General features: G+C 72.7%; 12 protein-coding genes and 1 riboswitch. Of the genes, 2 read left to right on the forward strand and 10 right to left on the reverse strand.

Going from position 1 to position 15,982, the window contains the following annotated elements; all coding sequences use genetic code 11:
* Window positions 1–25: 25 nt before the first annotated feature.
* The 3 genes from AB0472_RS24810 to AB0472_RS24820 all read right to left on the reverse strand — a co-directional run bounded on the left by AB0472_RS24810 (window position 26) and on the right by AB0472_RS24820 (window position 4,796).
* Window positions 26–1,219 (reverse strand): nucleotide pyrophosphatase/phosphodiesterase family protein, encoded by a 1,194-nt coding sequence (locus AB0472_RS24810; RefSeq protein WP_366359060.1) that lies wholly within the window; start codon window positions 1,217–1,219, stop codon window positions 26–28.
* Window positions 1,219–1,815 carry a DUF5998 family protein gene (locus tag AB0472_RS24815; RefSeq protein ID WP_093498645.1) on the reverse strand — a complete coding sequence of 199 codons (597 nt, stop codon included), beginning with the start codon at window positions 1,813–1,815 and terminating at the stop codon, window positions 1,219–1,221. The genes AB0472_RS24810 and AB0472_RS24815 overlap by 1 nt, the downstream gene beginning before the upstream one ends.
* 125 nt (window positions 1,816–1,940) lie before the next feature.
* Window positions 1,941–4,796, reverse strand: a complete 2,856-nt coding sequence (locus tag AB0472_RS24820; RefSeq protein WP_366359062.1) for a GNAT family N-acetyltransferase — start codon at window positions 4,794–4,796, stop codon at window positions 1,941–1,943.
* A 176-nt stretch (window positions 4,797–4,972) separates the two neighbouring features.
* On the opposite strand from AB0472_RS24820, the gene AB0472_RS24825 reads away from it, so the two are divergent.
* On the forward strand, window positions 4,973–5,254 hold the full coding sequence (locus AB0472_RS24825; RefSeq protein ID WP_019072943.1) for an HPr family phosphocarrier protein: 282 nt from the start codon (window positions 4,973–4,975) through the stop codon (window positions 5,252–5,254).
* Between the two features lie 251 nt (window positions 5,255–5,505).
* Here AB0472_RS24825 and AB0472_RS24830 read toward each other — a convergent pair whose 3' ends face one another.
* The 4 genes from AB0472_RS24830 to AB0472_RS24845 form a co-directional block, all read right to left on the reverse strand.
* Window positions 5,506–6,201, reverse strand: coding sequence for a GntR family transcriptional regulator (locus tag AB0472_RS24830; protein ID WP_366359064.1), 696 nt, complete (start codon window positions 6,199–6,201; stop codon window positions 5,506–5,508).
* A 361-nt stretch (window positions 6,202–6,562) separates the two neighbouring features.
* On the reverse strand, window positions 6,563–7,318 hold the full coding sequence (locus AB0472_RS24835; RefSeq protein WP_366359066.1) for a M23 family metallopeptidase: 756 nt from the start codon (window positions 7,316–7,318) through the stop codon (window positions 6,563–6,565).
* Window positions 7,319–7,330: 12 nt separating this feature from the next.
* Window positions 7,331–7,494: riboswitch (cyclic di-AMP (ydaO/yuaA leader) on the reverse strand.
* 192 nt (window positions 7,495–7,686) lie between these two features.
* A complete protein-coding gene (locus tag AB0472_RS24840; RefSeq protein ID WP_366359068.1) occupies window positions 7,687–9,075 on the reverse strand; it encodes a pitrilysin family protein in 1,389 nt (462 codons plus the stop codon).
* A complete protein-coding gene (locus tag AB0472_RS24845; RefSeq protein WP_366359070.1) occupies window positions 9,072–10,466 on the reverse strand; it encodes a pitrilysin family protein in 1,395 nt (464 codons plus the stop codon). The genes AB0472_RS24840 and AB0472_RS24845 overlap by 4 nt, the downstream gene beginning before the upstream one ends.
* 301 nt (window positions 10,467–10,767) lie before the next feature.
* Between AB0472_RS24845 and AB0472_RS24850 the strand changes: the two genes are divergently transcribed.
* Window positions 10,768–13,224 (forward strand): DNA topoisomerase IV subunit A, encoded by a 2,457-nt coding sequence (locus AB0472_RS24850; RefSeq protein ID WP_366359267.1) that lies wholly within the window; start codon window positions 10,768–10,770, stop codon window positions 13,222–13,224.
* Here AB0472_RS24850 and AB0472_RS24855 read toward each other — a convergent pair.
* The 3 genes from AB0472_RS24855 to AB0472_RS24865 all read right to left on the reverse strand — a co-directional run bounded on the left by AB0472_RS24855 (window position 13,221) and on the right by AB0472_RS24865 (window position 15,955).
* The gene (locus AB0472_RS24855; RefSeq protein WP_366359072.1) at window positions 13,221–14,315 is read right to left on the reverse strand and encodes a GTP-binding protein; all 1,095 of its coding nucleotides are present in this window, start codon (window positions 14,313–14,315) and stop codon (window positions 13,221–13,223) included. The two genes, AB0472_RS24850 and AB0472_RS24855, sit on opposite strands and share 4 nt — an antisense overlap.
* A 108-nt stretch (window positions 14,316–14,423) precedes the next feature.
* Entirely contained in the window at window positions 14,424–14,573 is a 150-nt protein-coding gene (locus AB0472_RS24860) for a hypothetical protein (protein WP_366359074.1), read from the reverse strand.
* A 344-nt stretch (window positions 14,574–14,917) separates the two neighbouring features.
* On the reverse strand, window positions 14,918–15,955 hold the full coding sequence (locus AB0472_RS24865) for a sugar phosphate isomerase/epimerase family protein (RefSeq protein ID WP_366359076.1): 1,038 nt from the start codon (window positions 15,953–15,955) through the stop codon (window positions 14,918–14,920).
* Window positions 15,956–15,982 lie beyond the last annotated feature (27 nt).

The following is a 15,982-nucleotide window of genomic DNA, read 5'->3' on the forward strand; positions in this document are numbered from 1 at the left end:
GTGGCGGTGGGCAGGCGGCAGGGTGTCAGGAGCGTACTTCGAGCAGCGGCACGAGCTGCTCGGCGGGGGTCATCGAGCCGTGGTTGCCGACCATCGCCGACTCCTTCGGCTCCCGCTCGGAGGCGATGATCAGGACGTCGTCGTGCGCGGCCGCGACCACGTCGCCGATCCGGTCGTACACCCGCTCCTCGAACCGGTCCGGCGGGCCGAACCAGCCGGCCGCGATCGCCTCGTCCCGCGAGGCCACCCAGAACTGCTCGCCGAGCACCTCGCGCCAGCAGGTCAGGACGTCGTTCGCGGCGCCGGGCACCGCGTAGACGTGCCGGGCCCGGCCTTCGCCGCCGAGCAGGGCGACACCCGCCTTGAGCTCCCAGTCCTCGTCGAAGTCGATGCGGTGCTCTTCGTCGAACGGGATGTCGACCATGCCGTGGTCGGCGGTGACGTACAGCGCGCTGCGCGCCGGGAGTTGCTCGGCGAGCCGCTGCACGAGCCGGTCGACGTGCATGAGCTGGCCGCGCCAGGTGTCGGAGTCCACGCCGTAGCGGTGCCCGGCGCCGTCCAGTTCGGCGTAGTACGTGTAGACCAGGGAGCGGTCCCCGGCGGCGAGCTGCTCCGCCGCGAGGTCCATCCGCTCCTCGCCGGTCAGCCGCCCGTGAAACGTTCCGCCGCTGAGCGCGACCTTGGTGAGCGGGGTGTGCTCGAAGTGCGGGGAGGACACCTGGGCGGCGTGCACGCCGGCGTCCTGGGCGAGCTGGAAGACGGTGGGGTACGGCTGCCAGGCGGCCGGGTCGGTCCAGGGCTGCCAGCGCAGCTGGTTCATCAGCTCCCGGGTCTGCGGGTTGCGTACCGTGTAGCCGGGCAGGCCGTGGGCGCCCGGCGGCAGGCCGGTGCCGACGGACGCGAGGGAGGTCGCGGTGGTCGCCGGGTAGCCGGCGGTGAGGGGCCGCCCGGTGCCGCCCCGCGAGCTGCCGAGCAGCGAGGTGAGGAAGGGTGCCTCGTCGGGGTGGGCCTTGATCTGCTCCCAGCCCAGACCGTCGATCAGGAAGACGCAGTTGCGGTCGGCGGGCGTCAGCTCCGTGATCGACGCGGTCGTTCCGGGTACGGCCATGCCCGCGGCCAGGGTGGGCAGCAGGTCGGCGAGGGAACCGCTGCCGTACTCGGGCAGCGGCGCGGAACCGAGGGCGAGGGGTTCGGGGTGGTCCCAGGCGGCGTACGCCATCAGCGGGTGACGTCCGCGGTCGCCTCGGAGATGGCCTGCGCGAAGGCGAGTGCCTGGCGCACCGTCTCCGGGCCGTCCCCGGCCTCGCTGACCCGCAGGCTGAGGTCGTCCGCCGTGGAGTTGCCGGTGTAGCCGTGGTCGGCCTCGCAGTTGGGGTCACCGCAGGCGGCGGGCTCCAGGTCGATGCGGGAGACGGCGCCCCAGCCGATGGTCAGCACGATCTCGCGGGGCAGGGTGCCCGGCGTGTACTGCTCCGGGTTGGCCACCACCCGGCTCACCACCACCGACGAGATCCGGCCGAGCTTGACCGACTCGGTCGAGGTGGTCGCGTACGGCGTCGGGGAGGTGCTGTCGGCGGCCTGCTCGTCGGTGTGGCTGACGATGAAGCGGTTGCCGGTGAGGACGAGCACGGTCACGTGCCGCCGCACCTCGTTCTGGTCGAACGTCGTCTCCTGGTGGACCAGGTACGACCGGATCGGCTCGCCGCCGATGGCGGCCTCCACCGCCTCGGCCACGAGGGCCGGGTAGTAGCCGCTGCGCTCGATCGCGACACGCAGCCCCTGGGTCGTCGTACTGGTCTTGGCCATGGCGTCCATCCTAATCCGTGGGCAGCGGGACCCGGGCCAGTCCTGCGCGGCCGCGTCCGGTGCCACGGCGGTCGCCCGCGGCCGCACCGAACGCCGCCGGGGCGGGCGGGCGTTCGACGCGGAGGGCGGACGGGTCAGTAGGCGGGCAGGGTGCGCGGACCCAGATCGTCGCGGGCCGGCGGCGGTGCGAGACGCACGGTGGCGCCCAGCACGCTCACGCCCTGCCGGGCGACCACGACCGGTTCCAGGGTGACCGCGACGACCTCGGGGTGGTCGTCGACCAGCCGGGAGACCCTGAGCAGCAGCTCCTCCAGGGCGGGCGTGTCGACGGGGGCCGAGCCACGCCAGCCGAACAGCAGGGGCGCGGTCCGGATCGAGCGCACCAGTGCGGTGGCGTCCCGGTCGGTGACCGGAACCAGCCGGTGCGCCATGTCCCCGAGCAGCTGCGAGGCGGCCCCGGCGAGGCCGAAGGAGACCACGGCCCCGGCGGCCGGGTCGATCACGGCCCGTACGACGGTGTCCACACCCCGGGGCGCCATCCGCTGCACCACCGGCCGCAGCTCCTCGGGCGGCCCGAACAGCTCGCTCAACTCGTCGTACGCCCGGCGCAGTTGCTCCTCGTCCGCCAGGTCGAGCCGCACGCCGCCCAGGTCGGCGCGGTGCCGCAGGTGGGGGGCGGTGGCCTTGAGGGCGACGGGGTAGCCAAGGACGCGGGCGGCGTCGACGGCCGCACCGGAGGTGGGGGCGGGCAGTGCGCGGTGGACGTCGATGCCGTACCTGCCGAGGAGCCGGCAGGTCTCCTCGACGCCGATGGTGAGCCCCTCGCCGCGTTCGAGCAGCCCGCCGATCAGCTCGGCGGCGCCCCGCTCGTCGATGTCGTCGTACGCGGGCACCTTCCCGGGCTCGGCGGCCTCCCGCTGCCACTGCGCGTACTTGACGGCCTCGGCCAGCGCCCGCACGGCCCGCTCGGCGGCGGGGTAGGCGGCGGGCGGCTTCGCGGGTACCGCCGTGGGCAGCCGTTCCACAGGGCGAGGGGGGTCCCCCGGCTCGAGCGAAGCCGGGAGTGGGGGAAGGTGGGCACCGCCTCCGGTGCCGGGTGCCGTCGCGGCAGCCGACGGTGCGGTACGGCCCGCGGCCGACAGCGCCTCCGCCAGCCCCCCGAGCTCCACGTGCACCACCAGCACCGGCTTCCCGGGTACCTCCTCCGCCGCCGACCTGAGCGCCTCCGCCAGCTCCGCGTCCCCCACCGCCCCCTCCCCGACGGTCGGGATCGCCGTGACGACCACGGCGTCGCACGACTCGTCGGCCAGCGCCTGCGACAGCGCCCGGTGGAAGTCCTCGGCACTGGCCCGCGTCGTCAGGTCCAGCGGCCGGGCCGGCCGCAGCCCCTCCGCGAGGCACCGGTCGTACGTCAGCAGTCCGAGCGACTCCGAGTTGCCGAGGATCGCCACCCGCGGCCCGGCCGGCAGCGGCTGCCGGGCGAGCAGCAGCCCCGCGTCGACCAGTTCGGTGATCGTGTCGACGCGGATCACCCCGGCCTGCCTGAGCAGCGCGGACACCGTGGCGTGCGGCAGCCGCGTGGCCCGGACCGCGTGGCCCGGCGGCGCCTGCCCCGCGCCCTGCACCACGACGAGCGGCTTCGCCGCCCCCGTCCGCCGGGCGAGGCGGGTGAACTTGCGCGGGTTGCCGATGGACTCCAGGTACATGAGGACGACGTCGGTCTCGGGGTCGTCGTACCAGTACTGCAGGACGTCGTTGCCGGAGACGTCCGCGCGGTTGCCGGAGGAGACGAAGGTGGAGACGCCCGTGGTGCCGGTGACACCGCCGCCGCGCCGGTGCAGCCGGGAGAGCAGGGCGATGCCGATCGCGCCGGACTGGGCGAACAGGCCGATGCGGCCGGGGCGGGGCATCTCGGGTGCGAGGGAGGCGTTCAGCCGGACGCCGTCCGCGGTGTTGATGATCCCGAAGGCGTTGGGGCCGATGATGCGCATGCCGTGGCTGCGGGCCTGCCGGACCAGCGCGCGCTGGCGTTCGCGGCCGTCGGGACCGCTCTCCGCGTAACCCGCGGCGAGGACGACGAGTCCCTGGACGCCGTGCTCGCCGCACTCGGTGACGACCTCGGGGACGTGCTCGGCGGGTACCGCGACCACCGCGAGGTCGACGGGTCCGTCGATGTCCCGCACGGAGCGGTGTGCGGGCACCCCGTCGACCTCCTTGAGGCCGTCGGGGAAGGCCCGGTTCACGGCGTGCAGGCGGCCGGTGAAGCCGGCGTTCCTCAGGTTGTCGAGGACACTGCGGCCGACGCCGCCGGGCGTACGGCCGACGCCGATCACGGCCACGGACCCCGGTGCCAGCAGCCGCCGTACCGAACGGGCCTCCGCGCGCTGCTCGCGGGCACGCTGCACGGCGAGGGAGCGGTCGGTGGGCTCCAGGTCGAACTCCAGCCGGACGACACCGTCCTCGAAGCTGCGCTTCTGGGTGTAGCCGGCGTCCATGAACACCTTGATCATCTTGGTGTTGGCGGGCAGCACCTCCGCGGCGAAGCGGCGGATCCCGCGCTCGCGCGCGACGGCCGCGATGTGCTCCAGGAGGGCGGAGGCGACACCCCGGCCCTGGTGGGCGTCCTGGACGAGGAAGGCGACCTCGGCCTCGTCGGCGGGTGCGGAGGCGGGCGCGCCCTCCGGGCCAATGCGGTCATAGCGTACGGTGGCGATGAACTCGCCGCCGATGGTGGCCGCGAGTCCCACCCTGTCCACAAAGTCGTGGTGCGTGAAGCGGTGGACGTCCTTGGCGGAGAGCCTGGGGTAGGGCGCGAAGAAGCGGTAGTACTTCGACTCGTCCGAGACCTGCTCGTAGAAGCTGACCAGGCGCTCGGCATCATCGACGGTGATGGGCCGGACGCGCGCGGTACCCCCGTCGCGCAGCACCACGTCAGCCTCCCAGTGGGACGGGTACTCGTGCCGGTCCTGCGGGTCCGCCGGGGTCTGCATGGGCCCCAGAGTACGGCTCGCGTCCGACAACGGCGCGAGGCAGTCTGTGGAGGACGGACGTCGGACCGAGGCCGCGGTCCGACGACACACCCGCGGGGGCGCACGCCCCCTCCGGGCACGCTTCACGATATGGGAAACTGGTCTAGACAACCCTGAACACCGAAGGGCAGCATCACATGGCTGAGCGCCGCGTCAACGTCGGCTGGGCCGAGGGCCTCCACGCCCGCCCCGCTTCCATCTTCGTCCGGGCCACCACGGCCGCAGGTATCCCGGTGACGATCGCCAAGGCCGACGGCAACCCCGTCAACGCGGCCTCCATGCTGGCTGTCCTGGGGCTGGGCGCCCAGGGCGGCGAGGAGATCGTCCTCGCCTCCGACGCCGAGGGTGCGGACGCCGCCCTCGACCGCCTGGCCAAGCTGGTCGCCGAGGGTCTCGAGGAGCTCCCCGAGACCGTCTGAGCGACCTGCACCCGCACGTCCGGGGCCGCGCCACTCCGCCAGGGGTCGGCGCGGCCCCGTCGTTTCACCGCCGCCGGTGACAGGCGGCAGGCGGCTTTACGACGGTCACGCCCCGGAGTCCGCGGAAACCCGGCGCCCGACTTTACCCCGGACATGCGAAACGAGCGCGACCATGAATTCCCGGCGCGCTTGAATTCGGGCAGCGGAAATAGACCCCACCGAATAACATCTCTTTGTATACGGCGCGCGTGTTAATGCCGCAGGCCCGACATGTTTACGGGATGTTGCGAAGTCCTCACACCGTTCGCCCGTTCGGTGGCGCCGGGAAATCGCAGCCGGTGGGAGACCGTCGAGCGCTCGGTGTGCAGGGCCGTGATGGCCCGGGCACGGTCGCCGTCCCCCCGCGCCACCGCGTCCACGATGGCGCCGTGCTCCGCCCAGGACTCCACGGGGCTGGCGGGCGTCTCCACGGTGTACATCCAGGCGATCTTGTGTCGCAGCTGGGTGAGCGTCGAGGTCAGGGCGTGGCTGCCGGAGGCCTGCGCGAGGGTCTCGTGGAACCAGCCGCCCAGGGAGCGCAGGTCCTCGCTGTTGCCCCGCCGGGCCCGCTCCTGCCCCAGCCTGACCAGTCCGCGCAGCACCTTGAGGTGGGCCTCGGTACGGCGCTGGGCGGCCCGGGAGGCACCGAGGGGCTCCAGGAGCATGCGCATCTCCAGCAGGTCGGCGGCCTCCTGCTCGGTCGGTTCGGCCACGCACGCGCCCGCGTGCCGGCGCGTCACCACGAAGCCCTCCGCCTCCAGGGTGCGCAGGGCCTCACGGACGGGCACCCGCGAGACCCCGTAGCGGCGGGCCAGGAGTTCCTCGGTGAGCCGGCTGCCGCGCTCGTAGACACCCGCGACGATGTCGTCCCGGATCGCCGTGCATACCGAGTGCGCCGGAATACGCATGTCCGACCTCCGTCTTAATCCCCGCGAAACGCCGCCGAGTGGCGCCCGTTCCGTGACTCTATTGCAATGAGCCGGAATTTCCGAAGGGGGGCCGGAATCCAGGGATATATTTTGGACAGTGGCGGCACGAAAACGACGAAAGCCCCGGCGCAGAGGCCGGGGCTTCGGAAGATCTCACGGGTTGTCGTCGCCGGACGGGTGCGGGTGCGTAGGGGTTGCTCTCGCCCCTCTCAGGGGCGTCAAGCACAGTGCCCCTGAAAGGGGCGCGGGGAACTGGGCGACCAGCCACGACGTACCCGCGCCCGGCGCACGCATCGCAACCCCCTCGTCGTTCTCGGCACCGGACCCGCGTCCAGCTCTCTCAGACGTTCACGCCGTGCTTGCGCAGGTAGGCCACCGGGTCGACGTCGGAGCCGTACTCGGGGGTCGTACGGGCCTCGAAGTGGAGGTGCGGACCGGTCGTGTTGCCGGTCGCGCCGGAGAGGCCGATCTGCTGGCCCGGGGTGACCTTCTGCCCCACCGAGACGCCGACGGACGAGAGGTGGCCGTACTGGGTGTACATGCCGTCGGCCATCTTGATGACGATCTCGTTGCCGTACGCCCCGCCCCAGCCGGTGGAGACGACCGTGCCGACGCCGACCGCGTGCACGACCGTGCCGCTCGCGGCGTGGAAGTCGATGCCGGTGTGGGAGCCGGACGACCACAGGGAGCCGCCGGTCTCGTAGCCGGTGGAGACGTAGGAGTCGCTGATCGGCGCGACGAAGGTGTTGAGGCGCTTGCGCTCGGCCTCGCGGGCGGCGCGCACCTTGGCCGCGCGCTCCTTCGCGGCCTGCTCCGCGGCCTTCTTGCGGGCGGCCTCCTCGGCCGCCTTGCGCTCGGCGACCGCCTTTTGGGCGGCGGCCTGGGCGTCGATCTGCTCGGCGACGGAGTCGCTGATCGTGATGACCGGGGTGAGGCCGGTCTGCTCCACGGAGTTCTCGGCGGCGAGCGCCGGGGCGGCGGAGACGGTGCCGATCACACCCGTGGTGGTGAGGGCCGCGATACCGGCGGCCTGCGCGGTGGTGCGCTTCACCCGGCCGGGACGACGGTGCTTCCCGGAGGCGCACATGAACGCCATGTAGAGGCTGGTCCTTTCCTTCCCTCTCGCCTACCGGGTTAGCTGACGGGTTCGGAGCAGGAAGGTCTCCTACGGGCCCCCTCGCGACACGCGCGGGCGCCCGATTCACCCCAGGGACTGCATGGGTCCCCGGCTCCCCTGGCTCGCGCCGTACGGGGACTCGGCGATGGCTGTCCGGTGCCGCGGACGCGGCGCGATGTCTGACGGACAGCCCGGAAGAACCTACGAGGGCCCGCCTTCAATGCTCAAACGAATCACCGTTTTTGTCGCGCATCCCACAGGGCAGACAGGCAACCTCCGCCCCAATCCGGACATTCCAGAGCCCTGGTGGCCAGGCGGTCACCAGGGCTCCGCACACGCGCGTGCCGCTACTCGGCCGTGACGACCGTTACTTCGCCGATCCCGAGCGCCTCCACGGGCTCCTTGATCTGCGCCGCGTCCCCGACGAGGACCGTCACCAGGCGGTCCACCGGGAAGGCGTTCACGACCGCCGCGGTGGCCTCCACGGTGCCGGTGGCGGCGAGTTGGCGGTACAGCGTGGCCTGGAAGTCGTCGGGCAGGTACTGCTCGACCTGGTCGGCCAGGGTGGCCGCGACGGCCGCCGCCGTCTCGTACTTGAGCGGCGCCACCCCGACGAGGTTCTGCACGGCCACGTCACGCTCGGCGTCCGTGAGGCCCTCGGCGGCGAGCGTGCGCAGCACCGCCCACAGGTCCGACAGGGCCGGGCCGGTGTTCGGGGTGTCCACGGAGCCGCTGATGGCGAGCATCGAGGCGCCGGAGCCGTCGGGGGCGGACCGCAGGACCTGCCCGAAGGAACGGACGCCGTAGGTGTAGCCCTTCTCCTCGCGCAGGACGCGGTCCAGGCGGGAGGTGAGGGTGCCGCCCAGGCAGTAGGTGCCGAGCACCTGGGCGGCCCAGACGCGGTCGTGCCGGTCGGGGCCGACGCGGCCGATGAGCAGCTGGGTCTGGACGGCGCCGGGGCGGTCCACGACGACGACCCGGCCGGTGTCGTCGGCGGTCACCGCCGGGACCGGGCGGGGCTGCGCGGTGGAGCCGCGCCAGGCGCCCAGGGTCTCGCCGAGCAGCTCGTCCAGGTCGATGCCGGTCAGGTCGCCGACGACGACCGCGGTGGCCGTGGCCGGACGCACGTGCCGGTCGTAGAAGGCGCGGACGGCGGCCGCGTCGATCTTCTCGACGGTGTCCTCGGTGCCCTGGCGCGGCCGGGACATCCGCGCGGTGGACGGGAAGAGCTGCTTGTAGAGCTCCTTGGCGGCACGGCGGCTGGGGTTGGCCAGCTCGTGCGGGATCTCGTCGAGGCGGTTGCGGACCAGCCGCTCGACCTCGCTCTCGGCGAACGCGGGGGCCCGGAGGGCGTCGGAGAGCAGTCCGAGGCCCTTGGCGAGCCGGGAGGCGGGGACCTCCAGGCTGACGCGGACGCCGGGGTGGTCGGCGTGCGCGTCGAGGGTGGCGCCCGCCCGCTCCAGCTCGGCGGCGTACTCCTCGGCGGCGTGCTTGTCGGTGCCCTCGGAGAAGGCGCGCGCCATGATCGTGGCGACGCCGTCCAGGCCGGCCGGCTCCGCGTCCAGGGGCGCGTCCAGGAGCACCTCGACGGCGACGACCTGCTGGCCGGGGCGGTGGCAGCGCAGCACGGTCAGGCCGTTGTCCAGAGTGGCGCGCTCGGGGGCCGGGAAGGCCCAGGGCCTGGCTTCGCCCGGCTGCGGCTGGGGGTGGAAGTCCATGGTGGCGAGCTCGGTCACTTGGCCGTCTCCTCGTTGTCGTCGCCGGCTTCGACCGTGGCTTCGGCCTCGGGGTCCTCGGGTACGTCGGCGTCCTCGACCGTCTCCGGGGACTTGGGTTCGTAGACGAGCACCGCGCGGTTGTCGGGGCGCAGGCGCGCCTTGGCGACCTCCTGGACCTCCTCCGGGGTGACCGTCAGGACGCGCTGGACGGCGGTCAGGGCGAGCTGCGGGTCGCCGAACAGGACGGCGAAGCGGCACAGTTCGTCGGCGCGGCCCGCGACGGTGCCGAGCCGGTCCAGCCACTCGCGCTCCAACTGGGCCTGGGCGCGCTCCATCTCCTCGGGCGTCGGGCCCTGTTCGGCGAACCGGGCGAGCTCCTCGTCGATGGCGGCCTCGATGACCGGCACCTCGACGTCACCGGAGGTCTTCACGTCCAGCCAGCCGAGCGAGGGCGCCCCGGCGAGCCGCAGCAGGCCGAAGCCGGCCGCGACGGCCGTACGGTCGCGGCGGACCAGGCGGTTGTAGAGGCGGGAGGACTCGCCGCCGCCGAGGACGGTGAGGGCCAGGTCGGCCGCGTCGGACGCGCGCGTGCCGTCCTCCGGGAGCCGGTAGGCGGCCATCAGCGCCCGCGCGGGGACCTCCTCGACGACGACCTCGCGCAGCTGCTCGCCGATGATCTCGGGCAGCGAGCCGTCACGCGGGGTGGGCTTGCCGTCGTGCGCCGCGATCGAACCGAAGTACTTCTCGATCCAGGCCAGGGTCTGCTCGGGGTCGATGTCGCCGACCACGGAGAGCACCGCGTTGTTGGGCGCGTAGTAGGTGCGGAAGAACGCGCGCGCGTCCTCCAGGGTGGCCGCGTCCAGGTCCGCCATCGAGCCGATCGGCGTGTGGTGGTAGGGGTGGCCCTCCGGGTAGGCGAGCGCGGTCAGCCTCTCGAAGGCCGTGCCGTAGGGGACGTTGTCGTAGCGCTGGCGGCGCTCGTTCTTGACGACGTCCCGCTGGTTCTCCATCGACTCGTCGTCCAGGGCGGCGAGCAGCGAGCCCATGCGGTCGGCCTCCAGCCAGAGCGCGAGCTCCAGCTGGTGGGCGGGCATGGTCTCGAAGTAGTTGGTGCGCTCGAAGCTCGTGGTGCCGTTGAGCGAGCCGCCGGCGCCCTGGACGAGCTCGAAGTGCCCGTTGCCCTTCACCTGGGCGGAGCCCTGGAACATCAGGTGCTCGAAAAGGTGAGCCAGGCCGGTGCGCCCCTTGACTTCGTGGCGGGAACCGACGTCGTACCAGAGGCAGACCGCCGCGACCGGGGTCAGGTGGTCCTCGGAGAGCACCACGCGCAGACCGTTGGCCAAGCGGTGCTCGGTCGCTGCCAGGCCCCCGGAGCCTGTCTCGGCCGTGGTCGTGTGACCCATGGGCATGTACGTCCCTTCGCTCGCGGAAGCGGTCCCGAACCGCGGTTTTTCTGCCGGTCCTGCCACTGTATGCAAGCGTGCGGGGGCCGGGCGAAGTTCCCGCACGACGTACGCCCACAGCGGATCGCGCGGGCGGATCGCGTAGCCTGCGTCCGACCCGCCTCGAATGTCTCCGGGCCGCGCTCCGGGCGGCCTCCGGGCACCGGGGCGGGCCGCGGAGACCGGGTCCTGGCCCGGGTTGTCAGTGCCGCGGTCCACAATGGTCCGCGTCAGATCCCGTTCACGCATGAGCAAGGAGCCGGCAGCGATGGCCCGCCGCAGCACGAAGACCCCGCCGCCCGACGACTCGTTCGAGGAGAGAATCCTCGACATCGACGTCGTGGACGAGATGCGCGGCTCCTACCTCGAGTACGCGTACTCGGTCATCTACTCGCGCGCCCTGCCGGACGCCCGCGACGGCCTCAAGCCGGTGCACCGCCGGATCGTCTACCAGATGAACGAGATGGGCGTGCGCCCCGACCGCGCCTACGTGAAGTGCGCGCGCGTGGTCGGCGAGGTGATGGGCAAGCTGCACCCGCACGGCGACTCGTCGATCTACGACGCGCTGGTGCGCATGGCCCAGCCGTTCTCGATGCGGGTCCCGCTGGTCGACGGCCACGGCAACTTCGGCTCGCTGGGCAACGACGACCCGCCGGCCGCCATGCGGTACACCGAGTGCCGGATGGCCGAGGCGACCAGCCTGATGACCGAGTCGATCGACGAGGACACGGTCGACTTCGCGCCCAACTACGACGGCCAGGAGCAGGAGCCGGTGGCGCTGCCCGCCGCGTTCCCGAACCTGCTGGTGAACGGCTCTTCGGGGATCGCCGTCGGCATGGCGACCAACATGCCGCCGCACAACCTCGGCGAGGTCATCGCGGCCGCCCGGCACCTGATCCGCTACCCGAACGCGGACCTGGACACGCTGATGAAGCACGTCCCCGGGCCCGACCTGCCCACCGGCGGCCGGATCGTCGGCCTGGACGGCGTCCGGGACGCCTACGAGACGGGCCGCGGCACCTTCAAGATCCGGGCCACGGTGGCGGTGGAGACGGTGACGGCCCGCCGCAAGGGCCTGGTCATCACCGAACTGCCCTTCACGGTCGGCCCCGAGAAGGTCATCGCCAAGATCAAGGACCTGGTCAACGCCAAGAAGCTGCAGGGCATCGCCGACGTCAAGGACCTCACCGACCGCGAGCACGGGCTGCGCCTGGTCATTGAGATCAAGAACGGCTTCGTGCCGGAGGCGGTCCTGGAGCAGCTGTACAAGCTGACGCCGATGGAGGAGTCCTTCGGCATCAACAACGTGGCCCTGGTGGACGGCCAGCCGCTCACCCTGGGCCTCAAGGAGCTGCTCGAGGTCTACCTGGACCACCGCTTCGACGTGGTCCGCCGGCGCAGCGAGTTCCGCCGCGGAAAGCGCCGTGACCGGCTGCACCTGGTGGAGGGTCTGCTCACCGCCCTCGTCGACATCGACGAGGTCATCCGGCTGATCCGCTCCAGCGAGAACAGCGCGGACGCCAAGCAGCGTCTGATGGAGCGCTTCTCGCTGTCGGAGATCCAGACGCAGTACATCCTGGACACGCCCCTGCGTCGTCTGACCAAGTACGACCGCATCGAGCTGGAGGCCGAGAAGGACAGGCTCACCGCGGAGATCGCCGAGCTGACCCGGATCCTGGACTCGGACGCCGAGCTGCGCAAGCTGGTCTCGGCCGAACTGGCCGCGGTGGCCAAGAAGTTCGGCACCGAGCGGCGCACCGTCCTGCTGGAGGCCTCGGGTGCCCCGGCGGCCGTGGTGGACCTCCAGGTGGCCGACGACCCCTGCCGGGTGCTGCTGTCCTCGACGGGTCTGCTCGCCCGCACCATGAACGGCGAGCCGTTCGCGGAGGACTCCGACGGCAAGCGCGCCAAGCACGACGTCATCGTCTCGGCGGTCCCCGCGACCGCGCGCGGTGAGATCGGCGCGGTCACCTCGACGGGCCGCCTGCTGCGCGTCAACGTCGTCGACCTCCCGCAGCTCCCGGACACGGCGACGGCCCCGACCCTCGCCGGCGGCGCGCCCCTCTCCGAGTTCCTCTCCCTGGAGGACGGCGAGACGGTGGTCTGCCTGACCACCCTGGACGAATCGTCGCCGGGTCTCGCCCTCGGCACCGAGCAGGGTGTGGTCAAGCGCGTGGTCCCCGACTACCCGACCAACAAGGACGAGTTGGAGGTCATCACCCTCAAGGAGGGCGACCGGATCGTCGGCGCGGTGGAGCTGCGCACCGGCGAGGAGGACCTGGTCTTCATCACGGACGACGCCCAGCTGCTGCGCTACCAGGCCTCCCAGGTGCGTCCGCAGGGCCGTCCGGCGGGTGGCATGGCCGGCATCAAGCTCACCGACGGCGCGAAGGTCATCTCCTTCACGGCCGTCGACCCGGCCGCCGACGCGGTGGTCTTCACGGTGGCCGGCTCACGCGGCACCCTCGACGACTCGGTGCAGACGACGGCCAAGCTGACACCGTTCGACCAGTACCCCCGCAAGGGCCGCGCCACCGGCGGCGTGCGCTGCCAGCGGTTCCTGAAGGGCGAGGACTGCCTGTCCTTCGCCTGGGCGGGCCCGGTCCCGGCGAAGGCGGCCCAGAAGACCGGCACCCCGGTCGACCTGCCGGAGATCGACCCGCGCCGCGACGGCTCCGGCGTGTCGCTGGCGAAGACGGTGTCGGTGGTGGCGGGCCCGGTCTAGGCCTCGTACTCCCCCGCGGGCTCGTCCCCGGGGCCCTCCGCGAGGCCCTGGACGTAGCGCAGGACGCCCCACATGCCGTGTTCGTCGGCGTGTGGGGCGTCGTCGGTGCACGCCTCCAGCTCCTTGCGGAGCGCGTCCGCGTCGATGCCGGAGCCGATCAGCACGAGCTGCGTGAGCCGTTCCTCGCCACGTCCCCAGGGTTCCGGGTAGAACCGCAGGAACCGCCCCACGGCATGCACGGCGTACCGGTTGCCCGGGTCGTACGGCCCGAAGTCGACGTAGCCCTTGATCCGGTAGAGCCCCTCGGGACGGCTGTCGAGGAAGCCCATCAGCCGACGGGGGTCGAGGGGCTGCGCGGTGGCGAAGGAGAGGCTGTCGTAGGCGGTGTGCAGATGTCCCTCGTGCACGTCGCCCTCGCCATCGCCGTCGTGGTGGTCGTGCAGGTCGTCGAAGGACAGCTGTCCGATGCGCTCGGCGGTGGGCCGGCAGTCGAACAGGAACTCGGGGTCGACACGGCCGTAGGTGGCGGGGACGACGGCGGCTCCACGGTCGCTGAGCGACCGCACGAGCCCGAGGACGCGCTCCCCGCCCTCCGCGGCCCGGTCGAGCTTGTTGACGACGACCAGGTCGGCGAGGGCGAGGTGCCGGTCGATCTCGGGGTGCTCGGCGCGGGTGTCGTCGAACTCGGCGGCGTCGACGACCTCGACGAGGCCGCCGTAGACGATGCCGGGATGCTCGCTGGCGAGCAGCATCCGGACGAGTTCCTGGGGTTCGGCGAGACCGCTGGCCTCGATGACGACGACGTCGACACCGGTGCCGGGGGCGGTGAGCCGCGCCAGGTAGACGTCCAGTTCGCCGGCGTCGACGGCGCAGCACAGGCACCCGTTGCCGAGCGAGACGGTCGAGTCGCCGAGGGCGCCGGCCACGGCCATCGCGTCGATCTCGATGGCCCCGAAGTCGTTGACGATCGCCCCGATCCGGCTGCCGCCGCTGCGGTGCAGCAGGTGGTTGAGGAGCGTGGTCTTCCCGGACCCCAGGAATCCGGCGAGGACGACCACCGGGATCTGCCGGGGGGTGGGGTGGTGCTCCAACGGGGGCCTCTTTCGCGCGGGGGTGTGGCGGGCCGGTCCAGGATAGGAAATCCCGCCGGACCGGACACCGCGCCCCGTTCCGGCTACCCGCCGACGGTGCCGGCCACCTCAGGCCGCGGCCCCGCGTACCGTGCGGCCGTCGATGCCGGCCATGCCGCCCGCCGGACGGCCCTGCCGGACGCCCGACGTCGGCTTGCCGGAGCCGGCCGGCCCGGCGCCGCCGTGCGGTGCGCTGCTGTCGTCCTCGCCATGAGCCACGGGACGACGACACGACCCGCCGGTCCCGCCCCGCACCGGCCGTCCGCGCCCGGCGCCGGACGGGAGGCGTCCGGGCGGGGTGACGGGCTGCCGCCCGGGCGGCGGGAGTTGCTGCGTCCCGGGCGGGGTGACCGGCCGCTGCCCGGGCAGGGGGAGCGGCTGCGACCGGGGCACGGTGACCGGCCGCTGCCCGGGCGGCGGGAGTTGCTGCGTCCCGGGCACGGTGACCGGCCGCTGCCTGGGCAGGGGGAGTTGCTGCGACCCGGGCACGGTGACCGGCCGCTGCCCGGGCAGGGGGAGCGGCTGCGACCCGGGCGGGGTCGATCGACCGCCGCCCGGCGCGGTCACTGGTTGCTGAACGCCGAGTCGAAGGACGCCTTCGGCAGCGGCCACAGAGCCGAGCGGATCCGGCCGACGGCCTCGGCCGCGCCGTGCAGCCGGTCCATGCCCGCGTCCTCCCACTCCACCGAGACGGGCCCGTCGTAGCCGATGGCGGCCAGGGTGCGGAAGGCGTCCTCCCAGGGCATGTCCCCGTGGCCGACGGAGACGAAGTCCCAGCGCCGGCGCGGGTCGCCCCAGGGCAGGTGGGAGCCGAGGATCCCGGCGCGTCCCGACGGCGGCCGCAGGCGGGTGTCCTTGCAGTCGACGTGGTAGATGCGGTCGGCGAAGTCCGTGATGAAGCCGACGGGGTCGACGCCCTGCCAGATCATGTGCGAGGGGTCCCAGTTGAAGCCGAAGGCGGGGCGGCGGCCGATCGCCTCCAGGGTGCGCTCGCTGGTCCAGTAGTCGTAGGCGATCTCGGACGGGTGGACCTCGTGGGCGAAGCGCACACCCTCGGCGTCGAAGACGTCGAGGATCGGGTTCCAGCGGCGCGCGAAGTCCTCGTACCCCTCGTCGATCACCGCCTGGGAGACCGGCGGGAACATCGCCACGTACTTCCAGATCTTCGATCCGGTGAACCCGACGACCGTGTCGGCGCCGAGCCTGCGGGCGACACGGGCGGCGCGCTTCATGTCCTCGGCCGCGCGCTGCCGGACGCCATCCGGGTCGCCGTCGCCCCAGATCTCCGGGCGCAGGATCGCCTGGTGGCGGAAGTCGATCGGGTCGTCGCAGACGGCCTGGCCGCCGAGGTGGTGGGAGATCGCCCAGACCTTCAGCCCGTGGCGCTCCAGGATCGCCTGCCGGTGGGGCAGGTAGTCGGGGTCGGCCTCGGCGCGGGCCAGGTCCAGGTGGTCGCCGGAGGCCGCGATCTCCAGTCCGTCGTAGCCCCATTCGCTCGCCAGCCGCGCCACCTCCTCGAACGGCAGATCCGCCCACTGACCGGTGAAGAGGGTGACCGGTTGCCGGGCCGGTTCCCGGCTCTGTGCCTGGCTCTGGTTCATGTGCGGCCTCCTTGGCGTTCCCGTCAC

Source organism: Streptomyces sp. NPDC086777, from assembly GCF_040702065.1.
Classification (GTDB): Bacteria; Actinomycetota; Actinomycetes; order Streptomycetales; family Streptomycetaceae; genus Streptomyces.